9 protein-coding genes are annotated in these 15124 nt (G+C 57.5%); 2 read left to right on the top strand and 7 right to left on the bottom strand.

Annotation, left to right across the window (positions count from 1 at the left end; genetic code table 11):
- Window position 1 precedes the first annotated feature (1 nt).
- On the bottom strand, window positions 2-8107 hold the full coding sequence (locus JNX03_RS08475; protein WP_203211939.1) for a DUF4214 domain-containing protein: 8106 nt from the start codon (window positions 8105-8107) through the stop codon (window positions 2-4).
- Between the two features lie 325 nt (window positions 8108-8432).
- Between JNX03_RS08475 and JNX03_RS08470 the strand changes: the two genes are divergently transcribed.
- Window positions 8433-9944: a caspase family protein gene (locus JNX03_RS08470; RefSeq protein ID WP_203211938.1), complete on the top strand. Its 1512-nt coding sequence runs from the start codon at window positions 8433-8435 to the stop codon at window positions 9942-9944.
- A gap of 58 nt (window positions 9945-10002) precedes the next feature.
- Here JNX03_RS08470 and JNX03_RS08465 read toward each other — a convergent pair whose 3' ends face one another.
- Entirely contained in the window at window positions 10003-10713 is a 711-nt protein-coding gene (locus JNX03_RS08465) for a hypothetical protein (protein WP_203211937.1), read from the bottom strand.
- 236 nt (window positions 10714-10949) lie between these two features.
- Here JNX03_RS08465 and JNX03_RS08460 point away from each other — a divergent pair, with 236 nt between their 5' ends.
- Window positions 10950-11459 carry a hypothetical protein gene (locus JNX03_RS08460; protein WP_203211936.1) on the top strand — a complete coding sequence of 170 codons (510 nt, stop codon included), beginning with the start codon at window positions 10950-10952 and terminating at the stop codon, window positions 11457-11459.
- A gap of 21 nt (window positions 11460-11480) precedes the next feature.
- Here JNX03_RS08460 and JNX03_RS08455 read toward each other — a convergent pair whose 3' ends face one another.
- The 5 genes from JNX03_RS08455 to JNX03_RS08435 are packed head-to-tail and all read right to left on the bottom strand — an operon-like array spanning window position 11481 to window position 14938.
- Window positions 11481-13028, bottom strand: a complete 1548-nt coding sequence (locus JNX03_RS08455; RefSeq protein ID WP_203211935.1) for a DUF4384 domain-containing protein — start codon at window positions 13026-13028, stop codon at window positions 11481-11483.
- Entirely contained in the window at window positions 13025-13441 is a 417-nt protein-coding gene (locus JNX03_RS08450; RefSeq protein WP_203211934.1) for an ExbD/TolR family protein, read from the bottom strand. The genes JNX03_RS08455 and JNX03_RS08450 overlap by 4 nt, the downstream gene beginning before the upstream one ends.
- Window positions 13438-13878, bottom strand: a complete 441-nt coding sequence (locus JNX03_RS08445; RefSeq protein WP_203211933.1) for an ExbD/TolR family protein — start codon at window positions 13876-13878, stop codon at window positions 13438-13440. Before JNX03_RS08445 ends, JNX03_RS08450 begins: the two co-directional genes overlap by 4 nt.
- 10 nt (window positions 13879-13888) lie before the next feature.
- On the bottom strand, window positions 13889-14512 hold the full coding sequence (locus JNX03_RS08440; protein ID WP_203211932.1) for a MotA/TolQ/ExbB proton channel family protein: 624 nt from the start codon (window positions 14510-14512) through the stop codon (window positions 13889-13891).
- 3 nt (window positions 14513-14515) lie between these two features.
- Entirely contained in the window at window positions 14516-14938 is a 423-nt protein-coding gene (locus tag JNX03_RS08435) for a hypothetical protein (RefSeq protein ID WP_311201469.1), read from the bottom strand.
- Between the last annotated feature and the right edge of the window lie 186 nt (window positions 14939-15124).

Below are 15124 nucleotides of genomic sequence, written 5' to 3'. Positions count from 1 at the left end.
CCTAGGCAATCGCAAACGGATCATCCAGAACGCCGACCACAGGCATCAAGAACGCCCCGTTGACCGGATCAAGCGCGGCGATGTGATAGGCGTCAATGGCCGCAACGGCGGCGTCTTGACTGGATTGGCTGCCATCAAAAAGGGCCATCGCATCTGTGGCATTACTCACGTCTGACATGCCCTTGGTGACCGCAAAATAGGTGCCGATGTCGGTCTTGGTGGCAAGGTATTCCCGGTCTAGCAATTGCTGCGCGACAAAGTCTTCGCCTTGGGTGGGGTCCAGTTCCGATTTCGCACCGCGCAACACTTCGAGAATGAAGGCATCCCGGCTGACGGCGCCGGTCTCAAGCAGGCCAACCCAGAAATCAAATCCGGCCTGATCAGGGGTGCGGCCCAGCACATTGTTGTAAACGGCTTCGGCAAAGACATCAAAAGCGGTGCCAGGGGGATAGGTCGCCTTGGTCTCGTCCTGGTCCACAAAGAGGGTCGCCATCTGGCTCAGGGTTGTCCCCTTGGCAAAGGCGGTGCCCCAGAAGTTCAGGCCAACTGCGTCCGGTGCGCGGTTGAAGTATGCGATGTAAAGCTCGATAAAACTTTGGAAATCTTCGATGGACAATCCAGTCGGGCCACCGAAAAAGGTCAAATCGAAGGCGCCGCCAAAGAGGTTGGTGGAGAAATCCAATAGCTCGACATCGACCAAAGTATCGCTGCCATCGCCATCTGTCCGGCGATCCGCGATCAAGGTCTCTGTGGGGCTGAGTGTCAGAGTGTATGCGGTTTGACCGCCAGAGAAACGCGCCATATCGCTGCCGGTTCCGCCATCGATGATGTCATCACCGCTGCCGCCGATCAATGTGTCGTTTGCGCCCTGACCCAGCAATATGTCATTGTCTGCGCCGCCGTTGATATGTTCGGCGGCATCTCCCCCGCGCACATAATCATCGCCAGTTCCGGCATTGATCTGATTGCCATCGCCCTGCTGTGCATCTGGGTTGATGCGCACCGCCGCACCAGAGAGGCTGTCGACCACGATGACGTTTTCATCATCGAAATCAAATCCGGGCCAGGCGGCCAACAGGTCTTGGATAAGCACAGGTTTTTGCGAGAAATCAAAGCGCAGCAATCGCGATCCGGTTTGCGAGAAAACCTCGGCGGCGTGGACTGTACCGCTCAGATCAGCCACGGCAGACGGGCTGTTCTTTTCAAAACCGCCGTCCAGATCAATCAGCAGGTTTTGCCCCGTGACCCCTTCGAGGAACAGAGCAGAATTGCCATCCGCGCTGATCAGGTTGGTGTTGTCATTGACCAAGGCAAAGCTGGCCGGGCTTTCCGTCAGGATATTTGGCCTTTCGTAATACATCGTCTGGCCGCCGGGGATGTCGGTGTAATCATCCGTTAGGACAAGCGCGGCCGGCGCTGGATCTGCGGTGTTGGGCGAGGGGGCTGGCGCTTGAACCACAGAGGCTTGTGTTCCGGCCAATGTGGGCAGGGCAAAGGGATCCGCGGCGCCATAGTTAACCTGATAACCAAGATCTTCCATCGCGCCGATTGTGATGGCGCTAAGGGCGTTGTCGATCACGCCGGGCAGGCGCGGGCCGCTGCTTTCATTTCGGAACCCGATTGTTGGCGTCATCAGTTCTTTGTCCAAGATGGCTTCGCGCCAGTATTCATTGGCCAGCCCGCCATCTGCACCGTCTTCAAGCAGGGCGCTGCCGTTCGGTGTGCCCGAAACATCGGCAAATTCACGCAGCGCATTGGAACCGACATAGGCCGTTTGCCCATTGGTGTTTTGCACCAGCCCAAATTCTTCCCAAAGGCTACCAAAGCCAAGCGCGCGCCCGATGGCATTGGCCGCCAGATCATCAATGCTCAGCTTCACGGTTTCGGCCGCTTCGGCGTTGACGACGATCCTGGATCGGGTCGGCAACAGCGCCCCCGTCGCAAGATCTGTACCGCGCTGTTCGACGACACCGGAGATCGCAAGAATCTCCTGCTCAACCCCTTCGAACACCAATTCGATATCGACAATCTGCACTTCGATCAGGATGTCATCCACAAAGCCGTAGCCCTCGACCGAGGCAAAGGGCAGATCGCCAGTGATCACGGATTCCCACCGTGCGGCAGCGGCTTCAAATCCTTGGCGGAATTCTTCCGGGCCTTGATAATCGAGCGTGATGTCAAAGCTGTCGTTATCAACAACGCCCCCTAAATCATTGAGGTTCAGTTGGTATTGCCCTGTGGTTTCAAGAAAGCCGCCCGCTGAAAAATAATAGGTACCAGAGTTTTCGACTGAGAATTGCAGGGCGCTGTTGGCACCGTTGCCGCCGTCGTCATTCTCTGTGTTGGTGATCAAGACGCTGTTGCTGTCATAGACACCGTAGAAATAGGGATCGCTCAGCGCTGCAGGTCCGTCTTGCGATAGCAGATCAATCTGGTAGAGGCGGCCGGCGGTCAGATCGACCTCAAACCAATCCCTGTCATCGGGAAAATCAATAGATCCTGTCGCGCTTCCACCGGGGACAATTCGGCCAGTGGTTGACACATCCGCAGCAAAGTCATCCAGCAGGCCCAGATCGTCGATAGAGACGGTGTAGCTGCCGATCTCATCGTCAAAACCGGAGACTTCGACATAGTATTGGCCCTGTTCAGGTGGCGTGAAATTGGCAAGACTGTCCCTTCCAACACCGCTGTCGTCATCGGTGCTTTGGGAAAACGGGCCGCTGCCGTCCAGTGCAAAAACGCCCGTCAGGACTGGATCGGCCAATGTGCCGCCGTTGGAATCCACACCTTGAAGATTGATCTGATAGCTGGTGCCGCCATCCAAAGTCACCAAAAAGCGGTCGGTGTCTCCGGGGCTGTCGATGATACCGTTGCCGGGTGTGCCAAGGGTTAGTGCGCCGAATTCGCCAGCGACACCCGGGAGAAAATCGTCCAGATAGCGCACGAAGTCTGCGGTCAATGTATAGTCGCCAATACCCAGATCGCCTGATGCGGCCACCTCGATCTGGTACACTCCGTCCTGATCCACCGTCAGGCTATCGACCAAGGCATTGTCGCCCACGCCGCCATTGTCATCGGATGTTCCGGCAATCAATGCGCCGCTGCTGCTAAACAGGCCGATCAATTCGGGGTTGGACAACGATCCGCCGCCGGTCGCGGCCCCCTCTAGCGAGATGGCATATTCCACCCCGGCCAGAAGCGTCACATCAAACCGATCGCGGTCGCCTGCGGTCTCGATTGTACCGAGGGCCGGTGTATCGACCGTCAGCGCGCCAAACACATCGGCAAAGCTGCCGGGGAGGTAGTCGTCAACTGCGCCCAGCGTATTGACCGCCACCGTGTAATCGCCGGTGCCTATGTCCAGATGGCTGCCCACTTCGATTTCGTATGTGCCGTCGCTGCCGACAGTAAATGGGGCGCTGGCCGCGTCTTGGCCGGTTCCGCTATTGTCGTCTGCCGTGCCAGATACAAGGTTGTTTTCCAGATCAAACAGGCCAAACAGTTCCGGGTCTGGCAGGCTGCCGCCGCCGCCGGAATCGCCTGAAACTGTGATCTCATAGACCAAACCCGCCTCCAAGCTGACCTGGAACCTGTCGCGGTCTGTGTCAAATTCGATGGCACCCGTGGCGCTATTGTCTGCAGCAACGTTGCCCAGTTGACTTGCGGTGCCGCCGGGTAGGAAATCGTCAATGAAGCCGTCTTCGATCAGGCTCAGGGAATAGCTGCCCGTTGCGCCTTGCAGGATCGATCCAACCTCGATCTCGTAGACCCCGTCTGCGCTGACATTAAGACTTGCCACCAGCGCATCTGTTCCGGTGCCTGAATTGTCGTCGTTTGAGCCGCTCACAAGTTGGTTCAGCGGGTCATAAACACCCAAGAGCGCAGGATCGCTTAATGTGCCACCGGCGCTGTCACTGCCTTGAAGGGAAATGGTGTAGAGTTTGCCAGCCTCAAGCGTGGCCAAAAACCTGTCTGTGTCCCCGGCGCTTTCGATACTGCCAACTTCTGTCTGACCGGCGGCAATGTTGCCAAATTGGGTGGCAAATGGGCCGGGCAAATAATCGTCTTCGGTGCCCAAGTTGATCAGTTCAACACGGTACCCGCCACCCTGCGGGCCGTGGCTGCCAATTTCGACTTGGTAGGTGTCTGTGGCTTCGACCGAAAAGATCGGCACGATTCCGTCTGGGATGGGGTTGTCGTCACCATCTGCAGTCCCGGCGACCATTTCACCTTCGATGTCAAAGACACCGATCAAGGACGGGTCACTGATGCCCGATGTGCCGATAACCGTGAGCGCGTAAAAATCGCCTGCATTCAGATCAACGGAAAAACGATCGCGGTCGCCTTCAAAATCGATGTGGCCATCGGCGGTTCCGTCAACCAGCAAAGTGCCAAACTGCGAGGCGGGAATATCCACGGCGGTGCCTGGCAGGAAGTCGTCCTTCGTCTCGATGCTGAGCGCGTAATCGCCCGCAAACCCGTCTCCCGACGATCCGACCTCGATCTCATAAAGCCCGTCCGCGGTGACACGGAAGCTGTCAACGCGCGCATCAAAGCGTTGACCGCTGTCGTCATCCGTGGTGCCTGCCACCAAGGTGCCAAGTGGGTCAAACACACCGTAGAGTTCGGGGTTCAAAAGCGGATCGTTGGAAATGCCATTGGCTGTCAGGTTCAGCTCGTAGGTATGGCCCGCGGTCAGCTCAACAGTGAACCTGTCGCGGTCTGCTTCGGTCTCCAGCCGCCCTGTCGCAGCTTGCCCCACGGATATTGCGCCATTTGACGTGGCGAACAATCCCGGCAGGTAATCATCCACTGCGCCAAGGGCCGTCGCCGTCAGAGCATAATCCCCCGTGGCCAGATCGCCAGAAGCGGCGACCTCGACCTCGTAGATGCCATCCTCTGGGACTGTGAAGCCCGAGACAAGCGCATCATTTCCGGTGCCGCTGTTGTCGTCCGCTGTGCCATCGACCAACAGGCCGAGCGCATCAAAAAGTCCAATAATTGCAGGATCCAAGAGAGGGTCATTGCTCAGATCCGCCGAAGCCAGCGAGAGGGAATAGACCTGCTCCGCCTCCAGAGAAATCAGGAACCTGTCGCGGTCGCCTAGCGTCTCAATACTGCCCGTGGCCGGGGCCGTCAGTGTCAGATTGCCATATTGGCTTGCGTCATCGCCGGGCAGATAGTCGTCCGCCAGTTCCGCCATCGTAATGAACTGGTTGCCGAGAGTCGTCGCGCCACGCGAGTCGATCACGGTGAAAGGAATAACCAGCCTTGACCCAGGGGCCGCCGCCGCGCTGTTGACGGTGATATCGCCATTTGCGGCCATTGATCCGGTCAGAGCGCCGCCAAAGGTAAACGGCAAAACAGAGAAATCCTCGCCGCTGCCATCGAGATATTCGATCAGGACATTTCCGATCACTTCGGGATCGGTAAACTGATAGTCAAAAATTTCCGATGTCGCCCCTTCGGGCGCAGAGTTGATGGTAAATTCCAAAGACAGGTCGACCTCGGTCCGCTGCAGTTGGCCAAAAACCTGCCCGCCATTGACGTTTTCATAGGTCGCGCCGCCGTTGTTGCCCGCCGGACCAACCCAATCAACATAGCCGATTGCGTCAATGGTCAGTGTCTCGTCATCCTCGACGAGATCATCGTCCACCGCCTGCACCGAGATATCCAATGTGTCGCCGACACTGCTGGAGAATATGTAATCATCTGGCGACAGGGCGCTGCCTGCGAATAGGACGCTTGTCACATCCCAATCCACCACGGTGTCGGCACTGAAACCGACATCTTCCAAGGTGAGGCTGGCGTTGAATGTTACCCCCTCGTTTATGGTCTCCTCCAGCAGGGGATCGTCCAGAGGCGGGCCAAGTTCATCGTATTGCAGAACATAGCTGCCGGTGTCTGAGCCTTCGCTGGGCGAGGCGCTGACCGCGAAATAATGGGTGCCGGTATAGGTGGCCTCATAGGTGGAAAAACTGTTCAGCCCTTCGCCGCTGTCGTCGTCTTCGCCACCAAGAAAGGCGCCGAGATTGTCATAGACCCCAAGGAACAGCGGATCTTCGAGGGTGCCAACGCCGGTTTCTTCGCCCTTGAGGTGGATGTCGTAAAGGCTGCCTTGGACGAGTGAGACCGCAAACCAATCCACGTCGTCAAAGGTTTCGATGGTGCCTGTGACATGGGTATTTGCAAAGCCGCCTGGAGCAAAAGTGCCGGTGGTGGTGATATCATCGGCAAAGTCGTCCACGGGCCCGATCAACGCCGCGCTCAGCTGATAATAGCCCGTCCCGTTTTGTGCGCCATCGTCGCCAACGGCGATGTAAAAGGTGCCGGTTTCATCGGCGGTAAAGGTAATCTGGCCGCTGTTGTAAGTGAAGCTTTCACCACTCACGCCAAAGGCTTGAAAGCCGGACGAATCATAGACGCGCAAGGCTGGCAGGTCGAAATCGGACCGGTAGCTGTCTTCGCCGAGAAAGGAGAAGGTGTAGGCGAACCCGTCTTCCAGACTGACGGCAAACCAGTCTTCGTCGTCTTCGGTTTCATTGGTTCCGGTCACACTGCCGCCGATGGTCAGGGATCCGGAGGTCAGGGTGGTGTTGGCATAGTCATCCAGTGCGGAGCCGATGGTCAGCAGGCTTAGAGTGTAAGAGCCGGTCGTCGATGAGAAAGCACCTGCCGAGATGAAATAATCGCCGGTGGTCGGGGCGGTAAAGATGATCTGGCTGTCCAGATTGCCGTCTTCAATATCATCATTGCCCGTGCCGGGGATCAGGTTGTCAGGGTGGTTATAGTAGTTGTTCCAGGCATAGCTGTAGAGCCCGTAAATATAGGGGTCCACAAAACCAGAGCTGTTGAGATCAAACTGATAGACCGTGCCAGCGGTCAGTTCGACAAGGAAAAAGTCGCGATCAAATGCGGTTTCGATTTCTCCGCCGACGACGGCGTTGATCGGCAGATCACCATCGCTTGACGGGTTGTTGCCATAGTCATCAATGACCGCAATCTCGTCGACCTCAACGGTATAGGTGCCAGTATGACCGACATAGGATGCAATCGCGATATGGTGCGCGCCCGAAGCGGTCGCGAGATAGCGCAGGGCGCTGTTGCCACCAGATGCACCACCATTAAAGGCATAGGGGACAGCTGACCCAAGCGGGTCGATTATTGCTTCGATAACGGGAAAATCCAATGTGCCATCGGCGGTGTCCAGTCCTAAGGCGTAGATGTCATAGGTCTCGCCCGCGGTCAGCGTGACCTCGATCCAATCGACGTCTCCGTCAGCTTCGATTTCGCCCGTGGTGCTGCCGTTTACGGCAACAAATCCGGATCCGAGGCTGCTGTCGGTGTAGTCGTCAAGATAGCCCAGATCGGTGAGGTCTAACTGGTAACGTCCCACATCCGAGCCGGAGGTCGAGGCGTCAACATAGTGAACGCCCGAATAGGTTGCGGTGTATTCGAAAAAACTGGAAACAGGAGACACGCTGGATCCGCTGATATCCAGACTGTTTGAAATGGCATCTCCGTTGGCGTCGCGCAGCAAACCCATGCTGACGGCAGGGGCCGTGGCCCATGTGCCAGCACCATCACCAAACAATTCGAACCGGTAAGTTACGCCCTGAACGAGGTCCGCGCGGAACCAGTCGGAATCGCCCTGGGTCTCGAATGCTCCAAACGCCGAGCCTCCCGCAAATACACTGCCCGTGGTGAATGTGCTCGCGGCATAATCGTCAAAGGTTCCAAGGTCACTGACCGATAGGGTATAACTGCCGGTGCCCTGATTATAGGCCGAAGCCGCGATGAAATGTGGGCCGTCGTAGGTGGCGGTGTAGATTATACTGGCGCTACGGGTGGCTGGGTCACTGTCGTCGTCAGCCTGGCCGGGAATGGCGATGCCGGTGCTATCATACATGCCGCGCAAGAAGGGATCGAACAGGGTGTTGAGATCATCACTGTAAATGCCATCAATGCGGATCTCATAGGTTTGCCCCGCCAGCATCGAGACAGAAAACCAATCCTGATCGCCGATGGTTTCGATCACTCCAGTTGCGGCGTCACCAATCGCGACAGAGGCAGCGGTCAGGATGGAAGCGTCAAAATCATCGGGCATGGCAAACCAATCTTCGATCTGGTGGTGTCATTTGCAATTCGCAACGAGATTTTTCTGATCAAATTGCACCGGTGAGCGCGTAGAAATTTCGCGCAATACCGGCATGTCAGCACGATCTAATTGCTTGAAGAGGCGGAATAAGTCATGACCAGCCCCCCCGGACTATTTTGCGAGCAGAAGCCGAATTGGGCTGCAAGTCAAGCGTTCAGGCATCGGCACCCCGGCCGTCGGGGTGGCTGCATCCGTTCAAAAAAAGGTGTATGGTGCGCCAAGGTGATCACCCTATGATGGCGCGATCAACGGGAATTTCGAAAGTTGGCCTGCTATGAAAACTCTGCTGCGTGCGTTTCTCTTTGCTTTGGCGTTGTGCGCCGGGACCGTCCATTTGGCCCATGCCAGCCCTGAACGGGTGGCACTGGTTCTGGGCATGGCGCAGTATCAGTCGATTGAGCCTCTGACCAACACCAGCAACGATGCAGAGGCTCTCGCAAAGACGCTGACCGATATCGGGTTTGATGTGACTTTGGGTTTGGACAAGACCGCAGCTGAGCTGCGTGAGATGATGCGGGAGTTTGCCTTCCGCTCTGAAACGGCGGATCTGGCTTTGGTCTATTTTGCCGGGCACGGGATTGAGGTGCAGGGCGAGAATTTCCTGATCCCCATCGATGCGCGGCCACGCAGCAACGATGATGTACAGCAACAATCCATTTCCCTCAAAGAGATGCTGGCCGTGGTGGAACGGGCGCGAAAGATGCGGATCGTGATCCTCGACAGTTGCCGAAACAATCCCTTGGGCGGGGGGATTAGCCTTGCCCAGACTGACACGTCGAACCAGCAACCGGTGGACGAGGCCACTCGCGGCGTTGGCGGGCTTGCCGCAGCGAACCCGGATCGCGGCACATTGGTCGCCTTTGCGGCCAAGGACGGGCAGGTCGCTCTTGATGGCAACCGCGGTAACAGCCCCTATGCCCGTGCGTTGATTGACAAGATGGCCGAGCCGGGCCTGGAGATCAGCCTGATGTTCCGGCAGGTCCGGGATGCGGTGCTGCGGGAAACCGGCAATTTGCAAGAGCCGCACACCTACGGCAGCCTGTCCGGCACTCCGTTTTATCTGTCCGGCAACAGCGAAGGCCAACCCGATATTTCAGGCGCGGAGCCTGCAACCGCGTGGTCCAAGCTGCGCCCCGATCAGGAATCGCAGCTTTTGGCGCTGGCCGATCTGGGGGACACGCGGTCCATGCTGGGATTGGCCTATATCCGGTTGAACCCGGAAGATTCGCGTTTTGATCCCGCCGCAGCGGTCGAGTTTCTGGAACGGGCCGCCGCGCGAGGATCTCCAGAGGCGCAGATGGAACTGGCCAAGCTTTTTGAACAGGGCCTTGGCGTGGAAATTGACGAGAAACGCGCGCTGGAGCTTTATCGCGCTGCGGCGGACCAGGACTTTGCCGATGCAATCAATGATCTCGGGTTCTTGTATTATCAGGGCGGTTTGGGTCTGCGGGCTGATCCGGCAAAGGCGCTTGAGCTGTTCGAGCGGGCTGCAGATCTGCGCCAGCCCGAGGCGCAGTTCAATTTTGCAGCATTGATTGATGATGGGCTGATCGCCAAGAAGGGCCCGCCAGAGGCGGCTGGATATCTCTATGCGGCATTGCGGTCGGGCAGTGAGGATGTGCTGAACCTTTTGTTGCAGCGGCCCACCATGTTCAAAGAGGAAACCCGCCGTGAATTGCAAAAGCTCCTGAAGAACAACGCCTTTTACGCCGGCAGCATTGATGGCGATTTTGGCCCCGGCACCAATCGCAGCATCCGCGCGGCATACGGCCTGGAAGACGGATAAGGCCGACCCTTTTCGAGGGCCGGCCTTTGCAGGTCTTGTGTTTCTGTTTTGGCGCGGCTTACGCGGACCGCAACAGAACCTTGTTTGATCCGACTGCCGCCGCGATCTTTTGATAGTGGATCGCCCGTTTGGCATCCGAACTTGCCGCCCGCAAAAGCTTGGTTTCGGCCTCTTCCATCACATTTGCCGCCGCCTGCCGCAGCGGGACCATGGTTTCTGGCTTTACCGGTGTGATGGGCGGCGTGGTCAAGGTCTGACCATTGTTCTTTGTTGTGCTGACGCGCACTCTTGGCTTGGCCTTGTCTGCGTTGGCGCGGGTCAGTGAGGTGAGATCCCGCGCTGTGTCCTCAAGGATTTGTTTTACCTCGGCATAATCACCATTGGCCGGGATGTCCGCAGCGAGCTCGCGGTACATCGCGGCATAACAACCGATCTGGTATTCATCGGGCGCGGCTTCGCAAATGTCGCCAATCTGCTGGATCTGCGTGACAAAGGCCGCAGTTTGAGCATCTGTCGCTTCAATCTCGGGTTCGTGTCCGGCGGGGCCTTCGCCTTCTTCCTCTTCCATTTCATACTCAGGCTCCGGCTCAATCGGCTCGCCGCCGACCTGTGCGTAGCGTGGGTAGATCAACTCAATCGCAGTTGCCTGGGCGTCTTGAAAATCGGGCGATTGGGCATGTTTTGGGGTATTGGCAAAAACCGGCGTCGCAACCAGACCAAGGGGTGCGACCAGGACAACAGCAAGGCGGGTATATTTATTTGAAATCATTGATACAGCGCTTTCCACTGAGAATTTGAACATATCGAACGAACTGAAATCACACATTTCTGTGCGCAATGCGAGATGTTCAAACGATTGGAGTTATCCGGAAGATGGTAAGCCTGTCGGAAAAACAAAGCAAGGTTGCCGCCCGCAATTGGTTGCCAAAGGCCACCATGGAGCCCTTGATTTCGCGCTTTGCGGTGGATGTGATAAGATGCGCACGAACAGACAACGGACACATTATGGCAAAGTCGCAGGGGCTGCATAATCTGGAATCGAAAGGGCTGGATAAACTGGCCAAGGATCTGTCTGGGCGGCTTGATCAGGCCATGGCGCATGGCTGGATCGACGGTGTTCTTGATGCTTATGCCGCCATTCCCGGCGCTCAATTCGGGACCCAGATCGAGGCGATTTCGCATGTGGTTGATTTCGTTCGTGGCATGGTCTTCCAGAGTGCCCAAAAATCCTATTCAAAGGATGCTGATACGCTGGTGGCGGTGATTGAACAGAACCGCGATCACCGTTTGGCGGTTTATATCGAACTGGTCGATCAACCCAGTTTTTCTGCGACCTTGGCCAGATATACGGTTTGGAAAGGCACGCTTTTTGAGGTCAATTTGAAGGGCAAGGCGATTGTATGCTGGCACCCGGACAAAGATTTCAAACCGCAAGGGGCGGTGAACGTCATGCATACCAAATACAGCCAGCTTGGCCGCCGCCAACGGCGGCGCGAAACCGCAGCCGAGAACTGATTTCGCGGCGGCGGCGTGGAATTATTCGGCCGAGGTGGACACAAAGAAATAGACCCATTCCCCTTTGAAATCCGGATGGGTCGATTTGGCCTCGGCCACCTTGTCCTTCAGCCAATCCAGATAGGGCGCGGCCGGCTCGCTTAAGGGGCGTACCCCGTCATAAAGCGGTGCTGACGCGGCAAAGGCCACTGCGATTTCCTGCCCGTAGGGCGGGCCAACCTTCATGAACAATCCGGTCTCTCCCGGCTGCAAGGCGCGGTCCGAGCCGACTTTTATGGCGGATTGTTTCGGTGCACGCTTCATCGGTGTATGGGCGTTGGGCAACAGGTGAATGACGTTCCCCGCCGCATCGAAGTAATCCACATAGACGTAGGCGTCGTAATCGGCCCCTTGCAGCGTCAGAACCATCGGCTGTTCCGCGACATATCGGAATTCCCTGGCGTGGGTGTCATCGCCAACCAACAGCGGATTGGTGATTTGATCGGTCGATTGCGGCAGGCCGACCCCAGCGATGCCAGCCAATGCACCGCATTGGGGGCTGGGCAGGATCAACAGGTTGTCCAACACTGGTATGTCAGCGCCCATTTTTTCCTGCATTGCCTGCAGAACCGATCCTCGCAGGGCGTCTTCCGGCACATGGCCGGATACAACCAGTGCATTGTCCAGAGGCTCAAACCGAACCTGAACGCGCGAACACGGGACGCCGCTGATCACCGAGGCGAGATCGTCTTTGACGTCATTTGAAGATCCTCTCAAATCGCCGGGCCGCATAAAACTTTGAAAGGCGGTCAGCGAAACGGGATCGACGGGTCCGTCCCCCGGGGCGGCGAATGCGAGGGTGGCTTGACCCTCAAGTGCAGGCAGGGCCAACGGGACTGCCGCGTCTGCAGAAAGCGGAACATCGGCGCTGGCCATGGCTTGAGGGGTGTTTGCAATGGCTTGTGTTGTGGACAAATTGGCGGTGGGGGCAGGGGGTGCTGCAAGCGGTGCCGGCGGCAGTGTGAGGGCCGCCGAGACGACCAGTTTTGCCGTATCGCTTGCCGGTTGCAGCAGGGTGATTGTCTGGGTTTGTACAGAGGCGGCGGCGATCGGCTGCGCTTCGGTTGCCGAAACAGAAACAGCTTGAGCGATGTTTTGAACAGTCACGGCACTGGCCAGCGTGGGGGCAGGAAGGTTCAAGGCCTGCGCCGGGGGCGCGCTTTGCGCCACTGTGTTGGTGAGGGGCGTCGATCGGGCCGCAATCCGGGGTGCGGTCTGGGACACAGGCGGGGCTTGCGGTATTTTCTCGGATCTCGCCTTAACCGCTTGCGAGCGTTGCAGGGCCGGACCATGGGCGGCAAGTCTGCTGCTTTCCGCCGTGTTCTGCCGGGCCGCGGTCAATTCTGGCGTGGCTTCTTTGGCCGCGCTGCGCGCCACCTGATAGGTTGTCATATTCAGCTTGGTTTGCGGCTTGGGCTGATCCTCCACGGGCCCGGGTTTGATCGCCCAGATCAAAAGCGCCGCGGCGGCGGCATGGGAGGCAACAGAGGCAACCGTGCCCGCACCCCAAAGACCCGCGCCGCGCATCATTGGGTTGGATCGTGGGGTTCGGGGGTGACAACCAATGCCACCTCCTGTGCGCCCAAGGCTTCGATCCGTCTGAGCAAAGGCAGGACATGGCGCAGTTCGACGGCACTGTTGGCGTTGATGCGGATCAGGGTTTGCGGGGCGTCGGCCAATGCCCGTGCCAGGCGGCTGTCCATTTGGGAAAGCGTGACCAATGCGCCATCCAGCGCCACAGTGCCGGAGGCAGAGACCGAAACGGTCATCCCGCCCGATGGCATATCCGCGCCGGTCAATGCGGTTGGCGGGATTACATCAAAGGGTGCCGTTGCATCCATGCGGCCGATCAACATGAAGAAAACCAGCAGAAAAAAGACCACATCAATCAGGGCCACGATGGTCTCTGGCGGGGTGCGGGATGGGCGGCGGGACAATCTCATGGGGAGGCATCCAGCCGGACAATTTGCAATTGGGTCACACCGGATAGGGTGGCTATGTCCATCACCGAAACCAGCGCCTGCATACTGGCCGATCCTGACGGCAGGATCAGCACCTGTTGGTCTGCGTTCTGTTGTATCTTGTCCTCAAAAAGCTGTTTCAGATCGGCCAGCGCATAAGCTTGCCCGCGCAGGGTGGGTGTTCCGTCCGCCCCGATCCGCACCATCAAGACCCCGCCGCCACCCACTTGGGCGGGTGGCGCATCGTCAGGGGCATCATCTGCCCGTTGCAGCGCGGGGATCATGTCGAGATTGATATAGGTCGATGTGACCATAAAGAAGATCAACAAGATCAACATGACGTCGATCATCGGCACCATGGAAATCAGCGCCTTGGGCCGTTTGGGCCGGTGCAGTACTGGGGCAGGATCATGGGTCATGCCTGCCGCCTCACTTGGGGTGTTGTTCGTGGACCAACATCAACTGCGCGATGGCCCCTTCGATGCATTGTGCCCCGCGTTCTGCGCGGGCCGACAACAAGGACGCCCCGACCGCCGCGGGAATAGCGACCAGCAATCCGGCGGCTGTGGTCAGAAGTGCCTGCCAGATACCGCCCGCCAAAACAGAGGCATTTGCCGCACCCTGTGCCAGTTCCAATTCCTGAAAGGACTGGATCATGCCCAGAACAGTCCCCAGCAGACCGATCAGCGGCGAAATCATCGCGATCAATTCCAGAAACTGGATCTGTTTGTTCATCTGCGCGAATTCCTCGTTGCCGCGGCGGGTGAGCTCCGTCATCAAGGGTGGGCCGGAATAGCCATCTTTCAGCGCTTGCATGGCGTAGCTTAGAACCCGATCTGCGGGTGCCTTTCCTGCGCCGCTTTGTGTGGCGGCGGATGTGGTGTCGCCCTTGGCATATGCCTCAATCGCAGCCGTGCGCAGGTCCGACCCAGAGGTCACCGACCAAAGTTGCAGCGTCTTGACGGCAATCACCGTGAGGGAAAACACCGACAACACGATCAGCACTGCAATGATGGGACCGCCGGTTCCGATGCTCTCAAACAAGCCAAACATCGGTTATTTGACCAACTTTGTTGTGGTCTTGCTGTTCAGTTTTAGAAAGGAGAAACAATCCGCCTCAGGCTCATTCTGGGGTTTGCAGGTCGTGATGTCGTGCAGCAGGATCTCCGAGATGTCTGTGCAGGCAATCTGTGGGATCGCAAAAAGTTTCAACGTGGTGCGTTCAATCGGCAGGGGGGCGGCGTCGATGGACAAAAGCCGGTCAATCACACCTTGGGAATCAAGAATGGCCAGGCTCATCTCAAAGCCTTCAAAGCTTTTGCCGACCTCGTTGCGAAACAAAAAGAACGCTTGGCATCCGCCGGTTTCACCCGGTTCGAACTTGTTCAATTCCACGGTGAGATCGCCGCTTTCGGCGCATGCGCCGGTTGCCATCAATCCCATGATCGCACCTGCGGCGATTGTCGAAATTCGTTTCACATCTTTCCCCCAAAAATAGTGACCGCGTCGCCGTGAACTGATCGAATGTAGCGCAATGTCAGGCGTGCCCGGCATTGTGTTTCTGTCCTGATCGGGCCGATATTTCGCTTTGGCTGCGCGGTAATTCGCCCAAGAATTGGGCCGCTTACACAATGGGGCAAAGTGAACGACAAGTTTGCATTTTGG

Origin of the sequence: Sulfitobacter mediterraneus, from assembly GCF_016801775.1 — a bacterium.
Classification (GTDB): domain Bacteria; phylum Pseudomonadota; class Alphaproteobacteria; order Rhodobacterales; family Rhodobacteraceae; genus Sulfitobacter; species Sulfitobacter mediterraneus_A.
Note: the sequence above shows the minus strand (reverse complement) of the source record. Positions and strands in the feature narration are given on the sequence as shown.